Origin of the sequence: Escherichia sp. S10b (genome assembly GCF_028421345.1) — a bacterium.
In the GTDB taxonomy this organism is placed as follows: Bacteria; Pseudomonadota; Gammaproteobacteria; order Enterobacterales; family Enterobacteriaceae; genus ECMA0423.
The window spans coordinates 52,952-76,482 of the sequence record NZ_JAHZSO010000073.1 but is presented as its reverse complement, the minus strand read 5'-3'; the positions used below and the strand labels follow the sequence as shown (position 1 = coordinate 76,482).

Annotated in this window: 20 protein-coding genes; 7 read left to right on the top strand and 13 right to left on the bottom strand. The window is 51.6% G+C overall.

What is annotated here, in order from left to right:
• Positions 1-66: 66 nt before the first annotated feature.
• The 5 genes from uvrB to bioB form a co-directional block, all read right to left on the bottom strand.
• Positions 67-2,088: an excinuclease ABC subunit UvrB gene (gene uvrB / locus FTE26_RS06590; RefSeq protein WP_000042533.1), complete on the bottom strand. Its 2,022-nt coding sequence runs from the start codon at positions 2,086-2,088 to the stop codon at positions 67-69.
• 578 nt (positions 2,089-2,666) lie between these two features.
• Positions 2,667-3,344, bottom strand: a complete 678-nt coding sequence (bioD, locus tag FTE26_RS06585) for a dethiobiotin synthase (protein WP_000044868.1) — start codon at positions 3,342-3,344, stop codon at positions 2,667-2,669.
• Positions 3,337-4,092 (bottom strand): malonyl-ACP O-methyltransferase BioC, encoded by a 756-nt coding sequence (gene bioC / locus FTE26_RS06580; RefSeq protein ID WP_000246805.1) that lies wholly within the window; start codon positions 4,090-4,092, stop codon positions 3,337-3,339. Before bioC ends, bioD begins: the two co-directional genes overlap by 8 nt.
• Positions 4,079-5,233 (bottom strand): 8-amino-7-oxononanoate synthase, encoded by a 1,155-nt coding sequence (gene bioF / locus FTE26_RS06575; protein ID WP_000118833.1) that lies wholly within the window; start codon positions 5,231-5,233, stop codon positions 4,079-4,081. The genes bioC and bioF overlap by 14 nt, the downstream gene beginning before the upstream one ends.
• Positions 5,230-6,270 carry a biotin synthase BioB gene (bioB, locus tag FTE26_RS06570; protein WP_000951213.1) on the bottom strand — a complete coding sequence of 347 codons (1,041 nt, stop codon included), beginning with the start codon at positions 6,268-6,270 and terminating at the stop codon, positions 5,230-5,232. Before bioB ends, bioF begins: the two co-directional genes overlap by 4 nt.
• Before the next feature lie 86 nt (positions 6,271-6,356).
• Between bioB and bioA the strand changes: the two genes are divergently transcribed.
• The 3 genes from bioA to FTE26_RS06555 all read left to right on the top strand — a co-directional run bounded on the left by bioA (position 6,357) and on the right by FTE26_RS06555 (position 9,616).
• The gene (gene bioA / locus FTE26_RS06565) at positions 6,357-7,646 is read left to right on the top strand and encodes an adenosylmethionine--8-amino-7-oxononanoate transaminase (protein WP_001716325.1); all 1,290 of its coding nucleotides are present in this window, start codon (positions 6,357-6,359) and stop codon (positions 7,644-7,646) included.
• A 58-nt stretch (positions 7,647-7,704) separates the two neighbouring features.
• Positions 7,705-8,181, top strand: coding sequence for a kinase inhibitor (locus FTE26_RS06560; RefSeq protein ID WP_000767389.1), 477 nt, complete (start codon positions 7,705-7,707; stop codon positions 8,179-8,181).
• Between the two features lie 151 nt (positions 8,182-8,332).
• Positions 8,333-9,616 (top strand): putative acyl-CoA thioester hydrolase, encoded by a 1,284-nt coding sequence (locus FTE26_RS06555; RefSeq protein ID WP_001091569.1) that lies wholly within the window; start codon positions 8,333-8,335, stop codon positions 9,614-9,616.
• 233 nt (positions 9,617-9,849) lie between these two features.
• Here the strand turns inward: FTE26_RS06555 and FTE26_RS06550 are convergent, their stop codons facing one another.
• From FTE26_RS06550 to FTE26_RS06540, 3 genes are all read right to left on the bottom strand, one after another.
• The gene (locus FTE26_RS06550; protein ID WP_000593945.1) at positions 9,850-12,111 is read right to left on the bottom strand and encodes a hydratase; all 2,262 of its coding nucleotides are present in this window, start codon (positions 12,109-12,111) and stop codon (positions 9,850-9,852) included.
• A 182-nt stretch (positions 12,112-12,293) separates the two neighbouring features.
• Positions 12,294-13,727 carry an anion permease gene (locus FTE26_RS06545; protein ID WP_001036475.1) on the bottom strand — a complete coding sequence of 478 codons (1,434 nt, stop codon included), beginning with the start codon at positions 13,725-13,727 and terminating at the stop codon, positions 12,294-12,296.
• Positions 13,728-13,802: 75 nt separating this feature from the next.
• Positions 13,803-14,855: a 4-oxalomesaconate tautomerase gene (locus tag FTE26_RS06540; RefSeq protein ID WP_000723652.1), complete on the bottom strand. Its 1,053-nt coding sequence runs from the start codon at positions 14,853-14,855 to the stop codon at positions 13,803-13,805.
• Between the two features lie 183 nt (positions 14,856-15,038).
• Between FTE26_RS06540 and FTE26_RS06535 the strand changes: the two genes are divergently transcribed.
• On the top strand, positions 15,039-15,992 hold the full coding sequence (locus tag FTE26_RS06535) for a LysR family transcriptional regulator (protein ID WP_000679972.1): 954 nt from the start codon (positions 15,039-15,041) through the stop codon (positions 15,990-15,992).
• Between the two features lie 40 nt (positions 15,993-16,032).
• On the opposite strand, the gene pgl is transcribed toward FTE26_RS06535, so the two are convergent.
• Positions 16,033-17,028 (bottom strand): 6-phosphogluconolactonase, encoded by a 996-nt coding sequence (gene pgl, locus FTE26_RS06530; protein ID WP_000815435.1) that lies wholly within the window; start codon positions 17,026-17,028, stop codon positions 16,033-16,035.
• Between the two features lie 154 nt (positions 17,029-17,182).
• On the opposite strand from pgl, the gene ybhA reads away from it, so the two are divergent.
• Positions 17,183-18,001 (top strand): bifunctional pyridoxal phosphate/fructose-1,6-bisphosphate phosphatase, encoded by an 819-nt coding sequence (gene ybhA / locus FTE26_RS06525; protein ID WP_000213425.1) that lies wholly within the window; start codon positions 17,183-17,185, stop codon positions 17,999-18,001.
• Here ybhA and modC read toward each other — a convergent pair whose 3' ends face one another.
• From modC to acrZ, 4 genes are all read right to left on the bottom strand, one after another.
• Positions 18,002-19,060 (bottom strand): molybdenum ABC transporter ATP-binding protein ModC, encoded by a 1,059-nt coding sequence (gene modC / locus FTE26_RS06520; RefSeq protein WP_000891685.1) that lies wholly within the window; start codon positions 19,058-19,060, stop codon positions 18,002-18,004. It abuts the gene before it with no gap.
• A gap of 2 nt (positions 19,061-19,062) precedes the next feature.
• Positions 19,063-19,752, bottom strand: a complete 690-nt coding sequence (gene modB / locus FTE26_RS06515) for a molybdate ABC transporter permease subunit (protein ID WP_000604034.1) — start codon at positions 19,750-19,752, stop codon at positions 19,063-19,065.
• Positions 19,752-20,525 carry a molybdate ABC transporter substrate-binding protein gene (gene modA / locus FTE26_RS06510; protein WP_000101997.1) on the bottom strand — a complete coding sequence of 258 codons (774 nt, stop codon included), beginning with the start codon at positions 20,523-20,525 and terminating at the stop codon, positions 19,752-19,754. The genes modB and modA overlap by 1 nt, the downstream gene beginning before the upstream one ends.
• A gap of 166 nt (positions 20,526-20,691) precedes the next feature.
• Complete coding sequence (acrZ, locus tag FTE26_RS06505) at positions 20,692-20,841, bottom strand: multidrug efflux pump accessory protein AcrZ (RefSeq protein ID WP_000891515.1); 150 nt, start codon at positions 20,839-20,841, stop codon at positions 20,692-20,694.
• A gap of 128 nt (positions 20,842-20,969) precedes the next feature.
• Here acrZ and modE point away from each other — a divergent pair, with 128 nt between their 5' ends.
• Both modE and modF read left to right on the top strand, forming a co-directional pair.
• On the top strand, positions 20,970-21,758 hold the full coding sequence (gene modE, locus FTE26_RS06500) for a molybdenum-dependent transcriptional regulator (protein ID WP_001147439.1): 789 nt from the start codon (positions 20,970-20,972) through the stop codon (positions 21,756-21,758).
• 67 nt (positions 21,759-21,825) lie between these two features.
• Positions 21,826-23,298 carry a molybdate ABC transporter ATP-binding protein ModF gene (gene modF / locus FTE26_RS06495; protein ID WP_000096902.1) on the top strand — a complete coding sequence of 491 codons (1,473 nt, stop codon included), beginning with the start codon at positions 21,826-21,828 and terminating at the stop codon, positions 23,296-23,298.
• The last annotated feature ends 233 nt before the right edge of the window (positions 23,299-23,531 follow it).

Below are 23,531 nucleotides of genomic sequence, written 5' to 3'. Positions count from 1 at the left end.
GTAGGCCTGATAAGCGTAGCGCATCAGGCTGTTTTCCGTTTGTCATCAGTCTTCTTCGCTATCCTGTTACGATGCCGCGATAAACAGCTCACGCAGCTGATGCAACTGGTCACGAATTTGCGCCGCTTCTTCGAACTCCAGATTCTGCGCGTGTTGCATCATCAACCCTTCCAGCTCATGGATTTTCTGCTGCAACGCTTTCGGCGACATATCCATCGGCACATTATCCGGCTCAACAATCGGTCGCGATTTTCCTCTGCCCTTCGCTTTGGTTTTAGCAATGTTCTGCCCCAACGCCAGGATATCGACCACTTTCTTGTTCAAGCCTTGCGGCGTAATGCCGTGTTCCTCGTTGTACTTCTGCTGTTTCTCGCGGCGACGTTCGGTTTCGCCAATCGCTTTCGCCATTGATGGGGTGATCTTATCGCCGTAGAGAATCGCTTTACCGTTAACGTTACGTGCCGCACGACCAATGGTCTGGATCAACGAACGTTCGGAACGCAGGAAGCCTTCTTTGTCAGCGTCGAGGATCGCCACCAGCGAAACTTCCGGCATATCCAGACCTTCACGCAGTAAGTTGATCCCTACCAATACGTCGAACTCACCCAGACGCAAGTCGCGGATAATCTCCATACGTTCGACGGTGTCGATATCTGAGTGAAGATAACGCACGCGCTCGCCATGTTCTTCGAGATATTCGGTAAGATCTTCCGCCATCCGCTTGGTCAGTGTGGTGACCAGTACGCGTTCGTTAATTGCCGCTCGCTGACGAATCTCCGAAAGAAGATCATCAACCTGTGTCGCCACCGGCCGCACTTCGATAATCGGGTCAAGCAATCCGGTTGGACGCACCACCTGATCCACCACATCGCCGCCGGATTTTTCCAGCTCGTAATTACCCGGCGTCGCCGAAACATAGATGGTTTGCGGCGCTAATGCTTCGAACTCTTCAAACTTAAGCGGACGGTTATCCAGCGCTGATGGCAGGCGGAAGCCGTACTCCACCAGTGTCTCTTTACGCGCCCGGTCACCGCGATACATGCCGCCAATTTGTGGAATGGTGACGTGAGATTCATCGACCACCAGCAGCCCATCAGCAGGGAGGTAATCAAACAGCGTCGGCGGTGGCTCACCCGGTCCACGACCGGAGAGGAAGCGCGAGTAGTTTTCAATCCCCGAACAGTAGCCCAGCTCGTTCATCATCTCCAGATCAAACTGGGTACGCTGGGTCAGCCGCTGCTCTTCCAGCAGTTTGTTGTTTTCCAACAGCACTTTGCGTCTGGCGGCCAGCTCTTCTTTGATCTCCTCCATCGCCTGTACGATGCGCTCGCGCGGTGTGACGTAGTGCGTTTTCGGGTAGATGGTAAAACGTGGAATAGTGGAAACAATCTGCCCGGTCAGCGGGTCAAATAACGACAATCGTTCCACTTCCTCGTCAAACAGTTCCACGCGAAGTGCAATGTCATCCGATTCTGCCGGGAAGATATCTATCACCTCGCCACGAACGCGGAAAGTACCACGCTGGAATGCTTGATCATTACGAGCGTATTGCAGCTCCGCCAGTCGGCGCAGAATCGCGCGCTGATCGATAATCATACCGACCGTGAGATGGAGCATCATCTTGAGATATAAATCAGGATCGCCCAGACCATAAATCGCGGAAACAGACGCCACCACAACCACATCACGCCGCTCCAGCATCGCTTTGGTGGCGGACAAACGCATCTGCTCAATATGTTCGTTAACCGAGGCATCTTTCTCAATGAAAGTGTCGGAACTCGGTACATAGGCTTCCGGCTGATAGTAGTCGTAGTAGGAAACGAAATATTCCACCGCGTTTTCCGGGAAGAACTCTTTCATTTCGCCATACAGCTGGGCCGCCAGCGTTTTGTTGGGCGCAAGTACCATGGTTGGGCGCTGAAGGTCAGCAATGACATTGGCAATGGTGAATGTTTTCCCGGAGCCAGTCACGCCAAGTAACGTCTGGTGCGCCAGGCCATCTTCCAGCCCCTCTTCGAGACGTCGAATCGCCTCTGGCTGATCGCCAGAAGGTTTAAAAGCGGAATTCAGTTTGAACGGTTTACTCATGAGTCGCTACCTGAAGGAGTTGGGCGGGCAGGTATGTAATTTTACTCGTCGTACTTAATTATGCCAACAAATTATACTGGATAAAAAAACAGTTCATCACCATAATATTTCTGTTACAGCGTAAACTCCGCTGTCAATCATGAGCAAAATTTACTCTGTGGCGAGATAAAACTCCGGCCTTACCGGGTTATCCCCAAAGCAACGGCTTTTTTAACATTTGTCAAGATGAGTGATGACAGTTTTATGGCAAGAGATGCCTGTTCAGTGACTGCCATTGCATTTATCTAACCAGTTAAAAAATAAAAGATATTTCTTTGAGCCGTCTTTAACGCCAATTCGCGTGCAAGCCGCGTATTCTCTCGCTTGCCTCGTGTTTTCTAACTCTAATACACATGGTTATCCACAGGAATAGTGGATAACTGTCTCCAGCCCCTATCCCCCGCCGCCTGGGCAATTCCCACATTCGCCGCATGAGGCGGAAGTAAAATTTTTTTCGTGATTATTTTAGAATTTAATTGGTTAAATTGCAGTCAATCGAAGACGCGATCTCGCTCGCAATTTAACCAAATACAGGATAGCTACAACAAGGCAAGGTTTATGTACTTTCCGGTTGCCGCATTTTCTGGATTTTCTGCAAGCCAGGGGATCTCTCCCAGCAGCGGCGCGGGAATCATGCGGGTGAGCGTGGTCATATATTCAGCGTGACGTTTTCCCGGAGGCGTAACATCGTTCGCCACCCAACCCGCCAGAGTCAGTCCGGCGTGTTGTATTGCCTGCGCAGTCAACATCGCGTGATTAATACAGCCGAGTTTCACACCAACTACCAGTATCACCGGCAGTTGTTCCTGTGTTACCCAATCTGCAAAAGTGAAAGTGTCAGAAAGCGGCGTAAACCAGCCGCCAGCACCTTCCACTAACACCCAGTCAGCCTGTTGTTCAAGCGCGCGTAATCCGGCGCTCATTACCAATGATTCTATCGGCCTGCCCTCTTGCGCGCTGATGATGTGCGGCGAGGTGGGTTCTGCGAAGGTGTAAGGATTTACCGTTGCGTAATCCAGCTGCAGGCTGCTGTTGTGCTGTAACGCCAGCGCGTCACTATTACGTAAGCCTTCCGGGGTCTTTTCGCTGCCAGAGGCGACCGGTTTATAACCTGCCGTCCGATAACCTACTGCCTTCGCGGCTTGTAAAAGTGCACAACTGGCGACGGTTTTCCCCACTTCGGTATCCGTTCCGGTGACAAAATAACGTTTACTCACGAGCAATCACTCCCAAAAAAAGATGATACGTCAGAGGATATCGCCCCTGTTGTTGCGGCCAGGCCAGTTGCAATCGCTGCAATTGCGAACGCGTTAATATTCGCGGGTCGCGCCCTTCATGAAGATGCGTAGCACCGATGCCTTTCAGCGAACGCATGGCACTGAGCGCATCATCAAACCATAGTGTGATGGGCTGAATATGATGTTGATAATGCACGCCGTTCAGCGACTGTTCGATTTCATCTGGCGGTAAAAAGCGATTAGCATGCGGACGCTCGTCCACCGCCTGCCACGCCTGATGCAGTTCGGGTAACGATCCCTGCACCAGCGTGGTAAACGCCACCACGCCTCCGGGGCGCACCACCCGATACAGCTCGCGGAGTGCCGTGGATAAATTACCGCACCACTGCACTGCGAGATTGCTCCATGCAAGATCGAACGTCGCAGTCGCTAACGGCAGGGATTCGATATCTCCCGCCAGATAATGGTCTGCGGCATCCTTCTGGCGTGCCTGAACAAGCATTGGCGGCGAGAGATCTAAGGCCGTCACCTGCGCGTGACGTTCCCGCCAGTGGCGGCTCATCCAGCCAGGTCCACAACCCGCGTCCAGTACGTGGGTGTATTTACGCTGTGGGAGCATTGCCAGTAAGACGTCAGCACTCTGGCGCTGTAGATCTGCGTGTTGCTCATAGAGTGCGGCTGCCCGACCAAATGCCGCTGCAATGGCTTGTTTATTAACCGTTGCCATGCAGCACCTCCAGCAGACGGTCGATATCCTGCATTTCATGCGCTGCGGTTAGCGTTAAGCGCAGTCGCGCAGTACCAGCGGGTACGGTTGGCGGGCGAATCGCCGTGACCCAGCAGCCTTGCTGGCGCAGTTTTTCTGCCAGTTGTAACGCACGGCTGTTATCACCGACGATCAATGGCTGGATGGCGCTGCATGAATCAGCCAGCGTAAACGGCAAATCCTGTACTCCGGCACGAAAACGCGCAATGAGTGACACCAGTTTTTCGCGCCGTGCATCCCCCTCATCACGGCGAATGACCGCCAGTGACGCACGTAATGCCTGCGCCTGAGCGGGCGGCATACTGGTGCTGTAGATAAGGTGGCGGGCGAATTGCAGCAGATAATCCGCCACCGTACTTGAGCAAAGCACCGCAGCCCCACTGACGCCAAATCCTTTGCCAAAAGTCACTACCAGCAATTCTGGTTTTACCTTTTGCAGCCAGCAGCTGCCGCGCCCCTGCTCCCCGATAACGCCCGTGCCGTGGGCATCATCGACCATCAACCAGCCATTGTGCTGTTGCGTTACCTGCTGGATTTCCGCCAGTGGTGCACTATCGCCGTCCATGCTGAACACGCCTTCTGTCACCACCAGTTGCTGCCCCGGACAGGGGGAAGCAAGCAATCGCGCCAAATGAGTGACATCGTTATGAGCAAAACGGCGAAGCTGCGACGGGCTTAAACTGGCAGCTTCCAGCAATGAGGCATGGCTAAGCCGGTCAGCGACAATGCGGTCCTCTTTTGCCATCATCGCGGCAATGACCGCCTGATTAGCGGCAAAACCAGAGATAAATAGCAGTGCCCGCGAATAGCCCAGCCACTCGGCCAGTTCTTCTTCCAGCGCCTGATGCGCAACGCTATAACCGCTGACGTGACCGGAACCGCCGCTACCGACGCCAAATTGCTCCGCACCCTGCTGCCAGGCACGGATAATTTGCGGATGATGGCTTAAACCTAAATAATCGTTACTGGAAAAGTTCAGATACTGGCGATCATCCGCCACCAGCCAGCGTCCGGCTCCTTGCGCCACTGGATAACGGCGACGCAGGGCATCGGCAGCACGCCGCGCATCGAGCGCCGCGTTGATTTTCTCCTGCCAGCTCATAGTGCTGCCGCGTTGTAATATTCGTCAGTGTCCGGGGTCATCAGTGCCTGCTCCAGACGCTGCTGTTGTTCGTTATCCCCTGCCAGCACGGCAGTTTGCTGCGGATTTAGCCCCAGTTTGCGAAACAGTTGCAGGTCTTTATCTTCTTCCGGATTCGGCGTGGTTAGCAGTTTGCAACCGTAGAAAATCGAGTTTGCGCCTGCCATAAAGCACATCGCCTGAGTCTGTTCGTTCATCTGCTCGCGTCCGGCAGAAAGGCGCACGTAAGAGGTCGGCATCATGATCCGCGCGACCGCAATGGTGCGAATAAAATCAAAGGCATCGACATCATCGTTATCCGCCAGCGGCGTGCCTTTCACCTTCACCAGCATGTTGATTGGTACGCTTTCCGGCGGCGTCGGCAGGTTTGCCAGTTGCAGCAATAATCCGGCGCGATCTTTTACCGTTTCGCCTAAGCCCACAATGCCGCCAGAACAGACTTTGATCCCGGCATCGCGCACTTTTTCCAGCGTATCGAGGCGTTCCTGATAAGTGCGGGTGGTGATGATATTGCCGTAAAACTCCGGCGAGGTGTCCAGGTTGTGGTTGTAGTAATCCAGCCCGGCGTTCGCGAGGCGCTGCGCCTGAGATTCACTCAACGTGCCCAGCGTCATACACGCCTCCAGCCCCATCGCTTTTACCCCCTGCACCATTTGTTCCAGGTACGGCATATCGCGTTCGTGGGGATTCTTCCACGCCGCGCCCATACAGAAACGCGTCGATCCCGCAGCTTTCGCTTTGCGCGCCGACTCCAGCACCTGTTCAACTTCCATCAACCGCTCGGCTTCCAGCCCGGTTTTGTAGCGCGAGCTTTGCGGGCAGTATTTGCAATCTTCCGGACAAGCTCCGGTCTTAATCGACAGCAAAGTGCTGACCTGCACCTGACGAGGATCGAAATGCTGTCGATGCACCTGCTGCGCTTCAAACAGCAGATCCAGCAACGGTTTTTCAAATAATTCTGTGACTTGCGACAATGTCCAGCGTGGGCGGTGAGCCATGGGGCTTCTCCAAAACGTGTTTTTTGTTGTTAATTCGGTGTAGACTTGTAAACCTAAATCTTTTCAATTTGGTTTACAAGTCGATTATGACAACGGACGATCTTGCCTTTGACCAACGCCATATCTGGCACCCATACACATCCATGACCTCCCCTCTGCCGGTTTATCCGGTCGCGAGCGCCGAAGGTTGCGAGCTAATTTTGTCTGACGGCAGACGCCTGGTTGACGGTATGTCGTCCTGGTGGGCGGCGATCCACGGCTATAATCACCCGCAGCTTAATGCGGCGATGAAGTCGCAAATTGATGCTATGTCGCATGTGATGTTTGGCGGTATCACCCATGCGCCCGCCATCGAGCTATGCTGCAAACTGGTGGCAATGACGCCGCAACCGCTGGAATGCGTTTTTCTCGCGGACTCCGGCTCCGTAGCGGTGGAAGTGGCGATGAAAATGGCGTTGCAGTACTGGCAGGCCAAAGGCGAAGCGCGCCAGCGTTTTCTGACCTTCCGCAATGGTTATCATGGCGATACCTTTGGCGCGATGTCGGTGTGCGATCCGGACAACTCAATGCACAGCCTGTGGAAAGGCTATCTGCCAGAAAACTTGTTTGCTCCCGCCCCGCAAAGCCGCATGGATGGTGAATGGGATGAACGTGATATGGTTGGCTTTGCCCGCCTGATGGCGGCGCATCGTCATGAAATCGCGGCGGTGATCATTGAACCGATTGTCCAGGGCGCAGGCGGGATGCGCATGTACCATCCGGAATGGTTAAAACGAATCCGCAAAATGTGCGATCGCGAAGGTATCTTGCTGATTGCCGACGAGATCGCCACCGGATTTGGTCGTACCGGCAAACTGTTTGCCTGTGAACATGCAGAAATCGCGCCGGACATTTTGTGCCTCGGTAAAGCCTTAACCGGCGGCACAATGACCCTTTCCGCCACGCTCACCACGCGCGAGGTTGCGGAAACCATCAGTAACGGCGAAGCCGGTTGCTTTATGCATGGGCCAACTTTTATGGGCAATCCGCTGGCCTGCGCGGCAGCAAACGCCAGCCTGGCGATTCTCGAATCTGGCGACTGGCAGCAACAGGTGGCGGCTATTGAAGTACAGCTGCGCGAGCAACTTGCCCCCGCCCGTGATGCCGAAATGGTTGCCGATGTGCGCGTGCTGGGGGCAATCGGCGTAGTCGAAACCACTCATCCGGTGAATATGGCGGCGCTGCAAAAATTCTTTGTCGAACAGGGTGTCTGGATCCGGCCTTTTGGCAAACTGATTTACCTGATGCCGCCCTATATTATTCTCCCGCAACAGTTGCAGCGTCTGACCGCAGCGGTTAACCGCGCGGTACAGGATGAAACATTTTTTTGCCAATAACGAGAAGTCCGCGTGAGGGTTTCTGGCTACACTTTCTGCAAACAAGAAAGGAGGGTTCATGAAACTCATCAGTAACGATCTGCGCGATGGCGATAAATTGCCGCATCGTCATGTCTTTAACGGCATGGGTTACGATGGCGATAATATTTCACCGCATCTGGCGTGGGATGATGTTCCTGCGGGAACGAAAAGTTTTGTTGTCACCTGCTACGACCCGGATGCGCCAACCGGCTCCGGCTGGTGGCACTGGGTAGTTGTTAACTTACCCGCTGATACCCGCGTATTACCGCAAGGGTTTGGCTCTGGTCTGGTAGCAATGCCAGACGGCGTTTTGCAGACGCGTACCGACTTTGGTAAAACCGGGTACGATGGCGCAGCACCGCCGAAAGGCGAAACTCATCGCTACATTTTTACCGTTCACGCGCTGGATATAGAACGTATTGATGTCGATGAAGGTGCCAGCGGCGCGATGGTCGGGTTTAACGTTCATTTCCACTCTCTGGCAAGCGCCTCGATTACTGCGATGTTTAGTTAATCACTCTGCCAGATGGCGCAATGCCATCTGGTATCACTTAAAGGTATTAAAAACAACTTTTTGTCTTTTTACCTTCCCGTTTCGCTCAAGTTAGTATAAAAAAGCAGGCTTCAACGGATTCATTTTTCTATTTCATAGCCCGGAGCAACCTGTGAACACATTTTCAGTTTCCCGTCTGGCGCTGGCATTGGCTTTTGGCGTGACGCTGACCGCCTGTAGCTCAACCCCGCCCGATCAACGTCCTTCTGATCAAACCGCGCCTGGTACCTCTTCTCGCCCGATTCTGTCGGCAAAAGAAGCGCAGAATTTCGATGCTCAACACTATTTTGCATCCCTGACACCAGGTGCAGCAGCGTGGAATCCTTCCCCGATTACCCTGCCTGCGCAACCTGACTTTGTTGTCGGCCCGGCGGGCACTCAAGGTGTAACGCATACCACGATTCAGGCGGCGGTAGATGCGGCAATTATCAAGCGTACCAACAAGCGCCAGTATATTGCCGTGATGCCTGGTGAGTATCAGGGAACGGTATATGTCCCTGCCGCTCCGGGTGGAATTACTCTGTACGGTACAGGTGAAAAACCGATTGATGTGAAGATTGGGCTTTCCCTTGATGGTGGCATGAGCCCTGCCGACTGGCGTCACGACGTCAACCCGCGCGGCAAATATATGCCAGGTAAACCAGCGTGGTATATGTACGATAGCTGCCAGAGCAAACGCAGCGACAGTATCGGTGTTCTCTGCTCTGCGGTCTTCTGGTCACAAAACAATGGCCTGCAACTGCAAAATCTGACCATCGAAAACACGCTGGGCGATAGCGTAGATGCAGGTAACCATCCGGCGGTGGCACTGCGTACTGATGGTGACCAGGTACAGATTAACAACGTTAACATTCTCGGTCGTCAGAACACCTTCTTTGTCACCAACAGCGGTGTGCAGAACCGTCTGGAAACGAATCGTCAGCCGCGTACGCTGGTGACCAACAGCTACATTGAAGGGGATGTGGATATCGTTTCTGGTCGCGGCGCAGTGGTGTTCGATAACACCGAATTCCGCGTGGTGAACTCACGTACTCAGCAAGAAGCGTATGTGTTTGCACCGGCTACGCTGTCCAACATTTACTACGGTTTCCTCGCCGTAAACAGCCGTTTCAATGCTTTCGGTGATGGTGTGGCGCAACTGGGCCGCTCGCTGGATGTTGATGCCAATACCAACGGTCAGGTGGTGATCCGTGATAGCGCCATCAACGAAGGTTTTAACACGGCTAAACCGTGGGCCGATGCGGTGATCTCTAATCGTCCGTTTGCGGGTAATACCGGCAGCGTAGATGATAACGACGAAATACAGCGCAATCTGAATGACACTAACTACAACCGCATGTGGGAATACAATAACCGCGGCGTGGGTAGTAAAGTGGTTGCAGAGGCGAAGAAGTAAGAGCAATTAACTATTTGCCGGATGCGGCGTAAACGCCTTATCCGGCCTACGGTTCGATGCGATTTGTAGGTCGGATAAGATGCGCAAGCATCGCATCCGACAATAAGTGCCGGATGCTGCGAAAATGCCTTATCTGGCCTACAGATTCGATGCGATTCGTAGGTCGGATAAGATGCGCAAGCATCGCATCCGACAATAAGTGCCGAATGCGACCTACATTCACATGGCGCTTTTTACATCTGACGGTTTTTATTGAAGTTAATCAAACTACCCGCCTTGATAATCTCGCGCTCTTCAGCAGTCAGACTTTCCATATAGAGCGTAATTTCCGTTACCGGCGCATCTTCATGGATCACATAACCTTTAAACGTCGTACCCGGATTATCCAGCGCCGCTTTAATGCCAGGGATGTAAATGTAATCCCCCACTTCAAAGGTTGGCACTTCCGCCATCTGCAGCGGTAACATCCCCCAGTTGATGACGTTAGAACGGTAGCGTTTAGTCGCGTACTCTTCGGCAATATTCGCCAGACCGCCAATCACACGCTGGCAGCTCGCCGCCTGTTCACGCGCAGAACCATCGCCTGGTTTCACCGCATATACCATGCTGCCAATTTCAGTTTGCAGCGGATCAATATGCTCCTGACCAGCAATCTGCTTAATGCGCGCAAACACCTCTGTCAGCTCGCTGACATTCCCCGCCAGACGCTGATTTTCCAGCTCAGCAGTCGCTTTACTTCTGCCAACATAACCGGGATCGCGGCGTGACAGGGTAAACTCCGCCAGACCAATCGGATTTGAACGATAAGAAGAGGTTTCACCGGAAGGAATCAGTTCGTCGGTGGTGGTCACTTCGTCGAGGATCTTCGAGCACACTTTCAGGACGATATTGTCAGTCAGCGCACCCAATTCCGGCCAGTCTTTAATGTTCGGTCCGTAAATCAGCGGTTGCTGAGTTGCCCCTTTCACAAAGCCCTGATAAACACGGTTTTTATACGGCGTTACATCGAAGGCGTACTCCGGCACGTTGTCCCAGCAATCAAGTTCGCTGGCAGAGGTTAAATAGCCACCGTTTGCCGCAGTCGCAGCGATAGAACGAGCGTCCATCAACGCCACCGCTGACATCTGCCCATTAGCTGGCTTAGAGCCTTCGCGGTTCGGGAAGTTACGCGTGGTGTGGCGAATACTCAAACCGTTGTTGATTGGCGTATCGCCCGCACCAAAGCATGGGCCGCAGAACGCGGTTCTGATGATTGCGCCTGCGCCAATCAAATCTGCTACCACACCTTTTTTGGCGAGATCCATAAACACCGGCTGTGATGACGGGTAAACTGCCAGCGAGAAGGTGTCATTGCCACAGGATTGACCGCGCAGTGCATTCGCCGCCGCGATGACGTTTTCGTAGTTACCGCCAGAACAGCCCGCGATAATCCCCTGCTGCACTTTCAGGCGACCATTTTCCACTTTATCCAGCAGCGAGAGTTTGGCTTTACCGTGCGCCACGCGTTCGGACTCAATTTCAATCTCACGCAGAATGTCGGTCAGGTTCTGGTTCAGTGTGTCGATTTTATACACGTTGCTCGGGTGGAACGGCAGCGCAATCATTGGTTTGATGGCGCTTAAATCAACGCTGATGCAGCCATCGTAGTACGCCATCGGTTGAGGGTTAAGCTGGCAGTAATCCTGGCCGCGACCGTGCAGCGCCAGCCAGTTATGCACTTCTTCATCAGTTTGCCAGACGGAGCTTAAACAGGTGGTTTCCGTGGTCATCACGTCAACGCTGTTACGGAAATCGGTAGAGAGCGCGCTAACGCCCGGTCCAACGAACTCCATGACTTTGTTTTTGACGTAACCGTTTTTGAACACCGCGCCAATGATAGCCAGCGCCACATCCTGTGGCCCCACATACGGCGCAGGTTTTCCGGTCAGATGCACCGCAACCACGCCCGGATAGTCGATATCCCAGGTGTCATTAAGCAGCTGTTTTACCAACTCACCGCCGCCCTCACCGACTGCCATTGTCCCTAATGCACCGTAACGGGTGTGGCTGTCTGACCCGAGGATCATTTTGCCGCCGCCTGCCATCATCTCACGCATATATTGATGGATGACCGCAATATGCGGAGGCACAAAAATACCGCCATAACGCTGGGCCGCCGATAAACCAAAAACATGGTCATCACCGTTAATAGTGCCGCCGACGGCGCAGAGTGAGTTATGGCAGTTGGTCAGCACATACGGCAGCGGGAAACGTTCCATACCGGACGCTTTAGCGGTCTGTACAATACCAACAAAGGTAATATCGTGAGAGGCTAATGAATCAAACTTAATTTTAAGTTTATCCATATTTCCGGACGTATTATGCGAAGAGAGAATAGACCAGGCAATAGTGCCTTTTTTGGCTTCTTCTTTTTTAATTTCGCCGGTGAAATGTTCTTCGGCAATTATTTCGTTATTACTGGCGAGAAACACGCCTTTTTCAGATAACTTGATCATCAAATGCTCCAGATATCTGCGCACCGTGAAGTGCGCAGAAAGATAATAAATGGATATACTCTAAATAATTCGAGTTGCAGGAAGGCGACAAGCGAGTGAATCCCCAGGAGCTTACATAAGTAAGTGACTGGGGTGAGCGAACGCAGACGCAGCACATGCAACTTGAAGTATGACGAGAATATTTACAGCATGTTCCAGCCGATCAGCATATTCCACCACCACACGCCGAGGGTGATATGCACCAGGAAGGTTAATATCGTCAGTACCGCACCGACCAACCACCAGGATTTAATATCGTTATAACCCACGCCAAAGATGACCGGACCTGCCGCGCCGCCATAGTGAGTAACCATGCCGCCATAGGAGTTGGAGAACAACAGTGCCAGCGCGGTTAACATTAACGGTGCGCCGGAGACGTTCGCCAGCATGGCAAATACCGGTAACATAGCAACGATATAGGCACTACCGGAAGCGAAGAAATAACGCACGATAATGCTGAGGAAAATAATAACGAAGAAAGCAACGTTACCGTGACCATCAAATGCCAGGTTATTTTTAAAGACTTCAGCTAACCATTCGAAGAATTTAACTTTCGATAATAAGGAGCTTAATCCGATAATACCGCCGTACCAGATTAAGGTATTCCAGCCGCCTTTATTTTTAACCACGTCTTCCCAGGTAACGATACCCAGCAGCAGCATGGTCGCCATAACAACGATTGCCACAGTGGATTCATCAACCCCCAGAGACTTACTGAAAATCCAGCCCAGTAGCGCCAGCACAAAGACACCGAGCAGCATTTTTTCGCGGATTTTCATCGGTCCCAGTTCGGCAAGGCCCGCTTTAGCGATGGTTTTATTATCCACCTTCTTAATTTCTGGCGGATACATGGTATAAATCACCAGTGGGGTGACCAGCAGCATAATGATGCCCGGCAATCCGGCGGCCAGTGCCCATCCACCCCAGCTAATTTGCAGGTGCAGAATGTCGTTGATCATTTTCAGCGCCAGAATGTTCCCCGCCATTGCGGTAAAGAACATATAGCTGGTGGTTTTGGTGACCATGTAAATGGACATCATCAGGTAATGTCCGACACGACGCGGACTTTTTTCCGGTTCGGACCCCAAAGCCACCGCCACGCTGTTGATGATCGGTAACACAATACCGCCCGCACGCGCGGTGTTAGACGGTGTTGCCGGAGCCAGTACCAGATCGAGGAATACCGTAACGTAACCCAGACCCAGCGTGGTGTTACCGATTTTACCAATCAGCAGATAGGCAATACGTTTACCTAAACCGGTGGTCACAAATGCGGCGCTTAAGGTAAACGCCGAGAACACCAGCCAGGTAGTACCTGAAGAGTAACCGCTTAATACGGCGGTGGTCTTAAACGCACCGTCGGATAAGTTACCGACCACCACCATGGAGGCAGCAACGGCAATTAACAGTACGACAGGTTCCGGGAAAGGCTTGATAACCAGCCCCACAATGGCCGCCAGGTAAATACCAAAAAGCACCCACGCCAGTTCGCTTAATCCTGCCGGAGCTGGCATAAAACCAATAATACATGGGATCGCTAATATCAGAATTAGCTTCCATAACGATTTCTTATTCATTTAAAATCCTGTTCTTTCTGTATGACTCATACAGAAGTCCTTTATTGATTATCCTTATCTTGACAACGAATTTTTTCAGGGAAGATAAACTTCACCGGAAAATATTTTTCTGGTCGTCCGAATAACAGATGCGCGTAACGTCGTGGCATCCTGACCTTCATTACTTAAATGAACGTCGAGCGCACCACTGGGGTGTTCAATATTGATATTGCCGTATCCTACAGAAGGGACGATTTGTCGGGTGACGGTGCCTTCCAATGCACAACTACTGGAAATAGCAATAGCACCGGTTATCGCCAGCGCGCGATGGCAAGAATGCGGCATAAAATAACGCACATTAATTGCCCCGCCTTTCTGCGCTGGAGAAATAAGCACAGGTTTAGGGATAACCATATTACTGACATCACCTAAGCCCATTGCTTTACCCGCTTGTAGACGGATAGATTCAATGCGGGCTAATAATGCTTTGTCGGCATCCAGTTCCGCCGGTAATTCATAACCTGTTTTTCCCAGATATTCAGCCGGAATAATGACGACTGGCATCGCCATATCGATACAGGTCACCGGGACATCGTCAAAATAATCAATCTGATTATCAGTCGGGAAAACTTTTCCGGTTTTGGTTCCAGCGGCATTCAGGAAAGTGAGCGCAACCGGTGCGGCAGTACCCGGTACGCCGTCAATTCTGGCACTACCCTCGTACTCGACAACACCATTTGGCGTTTGCACATCAGCTTCGATGAACGTACCCGTATTGACGTTGCGGATACGCACACGGGTGACCGGTGATGTCGCTGCAATCAAACCATTTTCAATGGCGAATGCCCCAACACCAGACAGCATATTGCCACAATTAGGCGTGGTATCGACACGTTGCTCATGGACAATAACTTGAGCAAACAGATAATCGACATCAGCACGCGGATCGCTGGAACGGCTAATAATGGCGACTTTACTGGTCAGCGGATTACCGCCGCCAATACCGTCAATTTCCAGATCGTTACCGGAACCCATAATTGCCATCAATATTTTATCGCGCTGCGTTTGATCTTCGGGTAAATGTTCCGCTAACAAGAACGCGCCCCTCGAGGTTCCACCTCGCATCATCACGCAGGGTATTTTTTTCATAATAATGCCCTCAATTTAAAAACATAACTTATTGCGATATGGTTACATTAAGGACAAAGCATCTCTAATGACTTTAGCTCAACGATTAATAACATTTTTTCATTAATTTAAGTTGGCTAAATGCAGTTAAAATTTTTAACGACCAGCCACCCAAAATCGTCGCTTCCATTTTCCGGAGTAATAATGAAGCATGAATTATCAAGTATGAAGGCATTTGTCATACTGGCAGAGTCCAGTTCATTTAACAATGCCGCTAAATTACTCAATATTACGCAACCTGCATTAACGCGAAGAATAAAAAAGATGGAGGAAGATTTACATATTCAACTATTTGAGCGTACAACTCGCAAGGTTACGTTAACAAAAGCAGGAAAAAGGTTGCTCCCGGAGGCGCGGGAATTAATAAAGAAATTCGATGAAACGCTTTTTAATATTCGTGATATGAATGCTTATCATCGTGGTATGGTGACGTTAGCGTGTATTCCGACCGCAGTATTTTATTTTTTACCGCTGGCAATCGGTAAATTTAATGAGCTGTATCCCAATATTAAAGTGCGGATTCTGGAACAAGGCACGAATAATTGCATGGAATCGGTGCTGTGTAACGAATCAGACTTTGGCATAAACATGAACAACGTCACAAATTCATCCATTGATTTTACCCCACTGGTCAACGAGCCATTCGTGCTGGCCTGTCGGCGTGACCATCCATTGGCCAAAAAGCAGCTTGTAGAATGGCAGGAGTTAGTGGGTTACAAAATGATTGGCGTACGTTCCTCCAGCGGCAACCGATTGTTGATAGAACAACAGCTAGCCGACAAGCCCTGGAAGCTGGACTGGTTTTACGAAGTGCGTCATCTTTCGACGTCATTAGGACTAGTGGAGGCAGGACTGGGGATTTCGGCGCTTCCTGGTCTGGCAATGCCCCATGCGCCCTATTCTTCGATTATTGGTATCCCACTGGTGGAACCCGTTATACGTCGGACATTGGGGATTATTCGCCGCAAAGATGCCGTGCTTTCTCCGGCAGCTGAACGCTTTTTTGCCTTGCTGATTAATTTGTGGACTGACGATAAAGACAATTTGTGGACCAATATCGTCGAACGCCAGAGACATGCGTTACAGGAGATAGGTTAATACACCGGCGCAGGAGAGACTGCGCCGGTTAAATCAGCGGTTAGTGTGCGTTAACCACCACCCACATTGGTCCCTGCCCGACCGCATAACGGCCTTTTTCATGCAGTAGTCCCTGCTCGCCAACAATTTCGTATACCGAGATGTGGTGAGATTTTTGCCCGGCGGCAATCAGATACTTGCCGCTGTGATCAACATTGAAGCCGCGCGGCTGGGTTTCCGTTGGCTGGAAGCCTTCTTTACTCAACACGCTGCCATCTTCCGAAACGCTGAAAACGGTAATCAGGCTGGCGGTACGGTCGCAGGCGTATAAATGGCGACCATCCGGTGTGATATGAATATCAGCCGCCCAACGGGTGTCGGAGAAGTTTTCCGGCATCATATCCAGCGTCTGGACACATTCGATATTACCGTGCGGATCTTTCAGTTCCCAGACATCCACTGAGCTGTTTAACTCATTGACGCAATACGCATATTGTTCGTTTGGATGGAATACCATATGACGCGGGCCGGCCCCTTCAACGGTGGTCACTTCCGCAGGGTCCTGCGCCACGAGATGACCATCATCGCTGACCGTAAACAGGCAAATGCGATCCTGCTTTAATGCCGGAACCCACAGCGTACGGTTGTCCGGTGAGATATTGGCGGAATGGCAACCGTCCAGCCCCTCGACCACATCGACGACGCCCACTGGCAGGCCATCTTCCAGACGCGTTACGCTCACGTTACCCGCATTGTAAGAACCTACAAAGACAAACTGCCCCTGGTGATCGGTGGAAATATGCGTCGGACTACCCGGCAGCGCAGACTCTGCGGCAAAGGTCAGTGCGCCATCGTCCGGGGCGATACGATACGCCAGGACGCGAAACTCAGGGCGAACACCAACATAGAGATAACGTTTGTCCGGGCTGACCACCATCGGCTGCACCTGCCCCGGCACATCGACAACCTGTGTCAGCGTCAGTGCGCCTTCATGATTCAGGTTCCAGACGTGAATTTGCTGGCTCTCAGGGCTGGCGATATAAACTGTTTGCTTCATGAATGCTCCTTTGCATTTAGCAACTGACTGTAACAGCTAAAATTAGTCGCTTTTGGCGGTGAATGCTGAATTAAAACGCAGAATTTTGTCCGATAGTGGTATCGGTGTACCATTCGCGCATACGAAAATTCTTAACCTTAATCTGGAATACGCCATGACCACACGCGTGATTGCTCTCGACTTAGACGGCACCTTATTGACCCCGAAAAAGACCCTGCTTCCTTCATCGATAGAAGCCCTGGCCCGCGCTCGCGAAGCAGGCTATCAATTAATCATCGTCACAGGTCGCCATCACGTCGCTATTCATCCTTTTTATCAGGCGCTGGCGCTGGATACACCTGCTATTTGCTGTAATGGCACCTATTTGTATGATTATCATGCAAAAACCGTGCTGGAAGCGGACCCAATGCCCGTTAATAAAGCCCTGCAACTCATTGAGATGCTGAATGAACACCACATTCACGGTCTGATGTATGTGGATGATGCAATGGTCTATGAGCACCCGACCGGGCATGTCATTCGCACGTCTAACTGGGCGCAAACCCTGCCGCCGGAACAGCGTCCGACTTTCACACAAGTCGCTTCTCTGGCTGAAACGGCGCAACAAGTTAACGCCGTATGGAAGTTCGCCCTGACGCACGATGACCTGCCGCAATTGCAGCATTTTGGTAAGCATGTCGAACATGAACTGGGACTGGAGTGTGAATGGTCCTGGCACGATCAGGTTGATATTGCACGCGGCGGCAACAGCAAAGGTAAACGTTTGACGAAATGGGTTGAGGCGCAAGGCTGGTCGATGGAAAACGTCGTGGCGTTCGGCGATAACTTTAATGATATCAGTATGCTGGAGGCCGCTGGTACAGGCGTGGCGATGGGCAACGCCGATGACGCGGTAAAAGCGCGCGCCAACATTGTGATTGGTGATAACACCACCGACAGCATTGCCCAGTTCATTTATAGCCACCTGATTTAATCAGGCGGTTATCGACACACTTTTAATTTGCGCGTACAGCCACAGGCCAGGTTTGATCACCAGTTCATCCCTGGCCCACGGGCTGATACGCGCCCACAGCGTTTTACCTCCGACTTCCAGTTCCACTTCCACCTGGCCGTTGTCGTCATAACTATTAACAACTTTTGCCCGCAATACGTTACGAATGCTGGTTTGCTGCGGCGGTTGTAAAACCAGAGAAACATCGGAAGCCTGAATGCGGATACGTAGCGCAGCTTGCAGCGGTTCGTCCAGCTTATTGACCCACAAATGCTGATCGCCCAGCGCCAGCGCAGTCATCGCGTAATGCGGATGATGCTCAAGTACCGTCACTTTCAGAATGCTACTTTGTTGCTCTTTCGGCAGCCACGGATTCATCACGCTACTACCCCAGACTTCTTCCAGTGCGCCAAAGGCTTTCACCTGACCGTTTTCCAGTACCATCACTCTGTCTGCCAGATGGAGGATCTCATCCAGCGAATGGCTGACATACAACATCGGGATGTTGATTTCCCGCGTCAGACGTTGCAGATAAGGCAACAGTTCGCGTTTACGCGGAATATCCAGTGACGCCAGCGGTTCATCCAGCAACAGCAATTCTGGTGCCGTCAGCAAAGCCCGCCCAATCGCTACGCGCTGTTTTTCGCCTCCGGACAGGCTGCCTGGTAAACGGTCAAGCAACGGTTCAATGCCTAAAAGCGCCACCAGCTTATCGAACTGATCGACCATGCTTTTCGCCATGCCGTAGCGCAGATTGCCACGCACTTTGTAATGCGGAAACAGCCGCGCATCCTGAAAAACATAGCCAACGCGACGCTTTTCTGGCGTCAGGCAGATACCTTTTTCGGCATCATTTAGTACCCGACCATTGAGGACAATCCTCCCTTTTTGCGGGCGCGTCAGTCCACTGATGGCATTAATCAGCGAAGTTTTTCCGGCACCGGAGACGCCAAAGATAGCAGTGATGCCATTGGCGGGCAGCGTTTCATTAATGGTCAGGCAATGGTTGCCCAAGGTCTGGGAAAAATTCAGTTCCAGCATGATTAGCGCCCCGCCCGTTCACGGCTGATTCTGGCCAGCCATTCTGAAATCAACAGGGAGATCATCGCCAGCGCAATAGAAATAATGCACAGTCTCGCCGCGCCACTTTCCCCGCCGGGGGTCTGGATCAGGGTATACATGGCAGAAGGAATGGTTCGCGTTTCACCAGGAATGTTCGACACAAAGGTGATGGTTGCACCAAACTCACCGAGAGAACGAGCAAAAGCCAGTACCGTACCAACAATAATTCCCGGTAAGGTCAGCGGTAACGTGATAGTAAAGAAAACGCGCCAGCGCCCGGCCCCCAGTGTTCTTGCGGCCTGTTCGAGTTTGACATCAACCCCTTCCAGCGCCAGACGAATTGCCCGCACCATCAGCGGAAACGACATGACGGCGGCAGCGAGAACCGCGCCGCGCCAGCTAAAGGCGAAGGTAATACCAAACCAGTCATACAGACGTTCACCGATAAATCCGCGCCGTCCCATCGAAACTAATAATAAGTAACCGACGACCACGGGCGGTAACACCAGCGGTAGATGCAGTACGCTGTCGAGCAGAGCTTTGCCCGGAAACGTGCAACGCACCAGTAACCAGGCAAAAAAGATCCCAAACGGCAGGCTAAACAGCACAGCCAGGGAAGAAACTTTCAGGCTTAATAAAACTGCCTGCCATTCTGGATCGGTCAGTATCATTACTTGGTTGTAAATCCGTAACGTTTAAAGATTTCCGCTGCCTGCGGTCCCTTCAGATAATCATAAAATGCTTTCACTGTCGCATTGTTATGCCCTTCCACAACAGCAACCGGATATTCCACTTTTTTATGTGAATCTTCCGGGAAGGTGGCAACCACTTTTACCCCTTTGCTGACAACTGCGTCAGAACCGTAAACAATGCCCAACGGCGCTTCATTGCGTTCGACCAACGCCAGCGCGCCACGAACATCTTCCGCCGGAGCCAGTTTCGGGGAGAGCGTATCCCATGCGCCCAGTTTTTGCAGTGCTTCTTTTGCATAAATGCCAGCAGGGACATGTTCCGGATCGCCAACCGCCAGGCGACCGCCATTCAGCAGCGAAGTCCAGTTGGTTTTGCTGTCGATGATGAAATCTTTCTGCTCGCTGGCTTTCGGTGCTACAACGACCAGGCTATTGCCGAGCAGTGTCTGGCGCGAAGCCGTATCGATCGCTTTTTTATCAACCGCATAATCCATCCATTTCTGATCGGCAGAGATAAACAGATCCGCAGGCGCTCCCGCTTCAATCTGACGGGCCAGAGTAGATGACGAAGCGAAAGAAGAAACCACATCCACGCCTTTTTCTTTTTTATACTGCGTAGCAATGTCCTGCATTGCGTTAGTCAGTGATGCGGCGGCGAACACCGTGATTTTCCCTTCATCTGCCAGTGTATTGCCAGCAACAGCGAAAGAGAGTGCCGCCCCGGCAAACAAGTTCAACCATTTACGAGCCATTGGTAACCCCTTAATGTAACGTTATGTAGGCGACAATATAACGGCTAGCTCAGAATTTTCCCAGCAGTTATTGCTAACCTTTGTGAGGTAGATAAGAAAAAATATCGGCAGGAAAAGCAGGAAGTTGAGAAAAAGAAAATGCCCGACTAAGCGGGCATTCAGGGAATCAATGATTTTGTCCGGGCTGGTCTTTTTTACCAACACCAGAAAAGATGTTGAATACTTCACCAAGACCGTAAATCAGACCCAGGATGATGGCCATCACGACAGGTACCATGATTACGGCGAATACCAGACTTTTTAATAACTCTAACATGGTCAACTCCAGATATAGTCATGAGACTATTCTAACCGCTAAGCACAGAAAAGCACTCCCCTTTTGTGCGGTCAGCTTTGCGTGGCGTTCGTTTTCCGTCACAATAAGACTTTTGCCAGGACATTGTTATGCAGGCCGAAATCCTTCTCACTCTTAAGCTCCAACAAAAATTATTCGCCGACCCGCGCCGGATTTCGCTACTAAAACACATTGCGCTTTCCGGTTCCATTAGCCAGGGAGCGAAAGATGCCGGTATCAGCTATAAAAGCGCCTGGGATGCCATTAACGAGATGAATCAGTTAAGTGAGCATATTCTGGTCGAGCGCGCAACAGGCGGTAAAGGTGGCGGCGGCGCAGTACTGACCCGCTATGGTCAGCGACTGATTCAGCTCTATGACTTACTGGCGCAAATCCAGCAAAAAGCCTTTGATGTGTTAAGTGACGATGACGCCCTGCCGCTGAACAGCCTGCTGGCCGCGATCTCACGTTTTTCACTGCAAACCAGCGCCCGTAACCAGTGGTTCGGCACCATCACCGCCCGCGATCATGATGACGTTCAACAGCATGTTGATGTCTTACTGGCTGACGGAAAAACACGCCTGAAAGTCGCAATTACCGCACAAAGCGGCGCGCGTCTGGGGCTGGATGAAGGCAAAGAAGTGTTGATATTGCTAAAAGCGCCGTGGGTAGGTATTACTCAGGACGAGGCGGTCGCGCAAAACGCTGACAACCAATTACCGGGTATTATTAGTCATATTGAGCGCGGCGCAGAGCAGTGCGAAGTATTAATGGCGCTACCCGACGGGCAAACACTGTGCGCCACAGTGCCGGTAAATGAAGCGACTTCTCTTCAGCAAGGGCAGAATGTCACGGCCTACTTTAATGCCGACAGCGTGATTATCGCCACGCTGTGCTAAGCGTGTTGACAATTTGTTATGAAACACGTATCCCTGTCAGTAATCGCTGCACAAAATGGGATATAAAATGTCATCGTTGCAAATTTTGCAAGGCACGTTTCGTCTTAGCGACACAAAAACGCTGCAATTGCCTCAGCTAACGTTAAACGCGGGTGATAGTTGGGCGTTTGTCGGTTCGAATGGAAGCGGGAAATCGGCGCTGGCCCGCGCGCTGGTGGGGGAACTTCCGCTTTTGAAAGGTGAACGGCAAAGCCAGTTTTCCCATATCACTCGTCTCTCCTTCGAGCAATTGCAAAAGCTCGTCAGCGACGAATGGCAGCGGAATAACACCGATATGCTCGGCCCTGGCGAAGATGACACCGGACGCACTACGGCTGAGATTATTCAGGATGAAGTAAAGGATGCACCGCGTTGCATGCAACTGGCGCAGCAGTTCGGTATTACCGCCCTCCTCGACCGACGCTTTAAATACCTTTCCACTGGCGAGACGCGAAAAACCCTGCTGTGTCAGGCGCTGATGTCGGAGCCTGACTTGTTGATTCTTGATGAGCCGTTCGATGGCCTGGATGTTGCCTCACGTCAGCAGCTGGCTGAGCTACTCGCCTCGTTACATCAGTCCGGTATTACTCTGGTACTGGTGCTCAATCGCTTCGATGAGATCCCGGAATTTGTCCAGTTTGCTGGCGTGCTGGCGGATTGTACGTTAGCGGAAACGGGCGCTAAAGAGGAACTGCTCCAGCAAGCACTCGTCGCGCAACTGGCGCATAGCGAACAGCTTGAAGGTGTGCAACTGCCGGAGCCGGATGAACCTTCAGCACGTCACGCCTTACCCACCAACGAACCGCGCATTGTGCTGAATAATGGCGTGGTTTCTTATAACGATCGCCCCATTCTTAATAACCTTAGCTGGCAGGTGAATCCTGGCGAGCACTGGCAAATTGTCGGGCCAAATGGTGCGGGAAAATCGACGTTATTAAGCCTGATTACTGGCGATCATCCGCAAGGTTACAGCAACGATTTGACGCTTTTCGGCCGACGTCGCGGCAGCGGCGAAACCATCTGGGATATCAAAAAGCATATCGGTTACGTCAGCAGTAGTTTGCATCTGGATTACCGGGTCAGCACTACCGTGCGTAATGTGATTCTTTCTGGCTATTTTGATTCGATTGGCATTTATCAGGCCGTTTCGGATCGCCAGCAAAAACTGGTGCAGCAGTGGCTGGATATTCTCGGCATTGATAAACGTACGGCTGACGCTCCGTTCCATAGTCTTTCCTGGGGACAGCAGCGTCTGGCGCTGATCGTCCGCGCACTGGTGAAACATCCGACGTTGCTTATTCTCGATGAACCACTACAGGGGCTTGATCCGCTCAATCGCCAGCTTATCCGCCGTTTTGTTGATGTGCTGATTAGCGAAGGTGAAACGCAATTGTTGTTTGTTTCGCACCACGCTGAAGATGCGCCTGCCTGTATTACCCATCGCCTTGAGTTCGTGCCGGACGGTGGACTCTATCGCTATGTGCTGACAAAAATATATTGAGTCGGTAGTGCTGACCTTGCCGGAGGCGGCCTAAGCGCCCTCTCCGGCCAACGGTTCGACGCATGCAGGCATGAAACCGCTTCTTTTTTCAGATAAAAAGCGCAATCATTCATAAACCCTCTGTTTTATAATCACTTAATCGCGCATAAAAAACGGCTAAATTCTTGTGTAAACGATTCCACTAATTTATTCCATGTCACACTTTTCGCATCTTTGTTATGCTATGGTTATTT

Bases quoted from the DNA above. Each gene is read 5' to 3' on its own strand.
- uvrB (WP_000042533.1), bottom strand. From the start codon at position 2,088: ATGAGTAAACCGTTCAAACTGAATTCCGCTTTTAAACCTTCTGGCGAT.
- bioC (WP_000246805.1), bottom strand. From the start codon at position 4,092: ATGGCAACGGTTAATAAACAAGCCATTGCAGCGGCATTTGGTCGGGCA.
- bioF (WP_000118833.1), bottom strand. From the start codon at position 5,233: ATGAGCTGGCAGGAGAAAATCAACGCGGCGCTCGATGCGCGGCGTGCT.
- bioB (WP_000951213.1), bottom strand. From the start codon at position 6,270: ATGGCTCACCGCCCACGCTGGACATTGTCGCAAGTCACAGAATTATTT.
- bioA (WP_001716325.1), top strand. From the start codon at position 6,357: ATGACAACGGACGATCTTGCCTTTGACCAACGCCATATCTGGCACCCA.
- FTE26_RS06560 (WP_000767389.1), top strand. From the start codon at position 7,705: ATGAAACTCATCAGTAACGATCTGCGCGATGGCGATAAATTGCCGCAT.
- FTE26_RS06550 (WP_000593945.1), bottom strand. From the start codon at position 12,111: ATGATCAAGTTATCTGAAAAAGGCGTGTTTCTCGCCAGTAATAACGAA.
- FTE26_RS06545 (WP_001036475.1), bottom strand. From the start codon at position 13,727: ATGAATAAGAAATCGTTATGGAAGCTAATTCTGATATTAGCGATCCCA.
- FTE26_RS06540 (WP_000723652.1), bottom strand. From the start codon at position 14,855: ATGAAAAAAATACCCTGCGTGATGATGCGAGGTGGAACCTCGAGGGGC.
- FTE26_RS06535 (WP_000679972.1), top strand. From the start codon at position 15,039: ATGAAGCATGAATTATCAAGTATGAAGGCATTTGTCATACTGGCAGAG.
- pgl (WP_000815435.1), bottom strand. From the start codon at position 17,028: ATGAAGCAAACAGTTTATATCGCCAGCCCTGAGAGCCAGCAAATTCAC.
- ybhA (WP_000213425.1), top strand. From the start codon at position 17,183: ATGACCACACGCGTGATTGCTCTCGACTTAGACGGCACCTTATTGACC.
- modC (WP_000891685.1), bottom strand. From the start codon at position 19,060: ATGCTGGAACTGAATTTTTCCCAGACCTTGGGCAACCATTGCCTGACC.
- modB (WP_000604034.1), bottom strand. From the start codon at position 19,752: ATGATACTGACCGATCCAGAATGGCAGGCAGTTTTATTAAGCCTGAAA.
- modA (WP_000101997.1), bottom strand. From the start codon at position 20,525: ATGGCTCGTAAATGGTTGAACTTGTTTGCCGGGGCGGCACTCTCTTTC.
- acrZ (WP_000891515.1), bottom strand. From the start codon at position 20,841: ATGTTAGAGTTATTAAAAAGTCTGGTATTCGCCGTAATCATGGTACCT.
- modE (WP_001147439.1), top strand. From the start codon at position 20,970: ATGCAGGCCGAAATCCTTCTCACTCTTAAGCTCCAACAAAAATTATTC.
- modF (WP_000096902.1), top strand. From the start codon at position 21,826: ATGTCATCGTTGCAAATTTTGCAAGGCACGTTTCGTCTTAGCGACACA.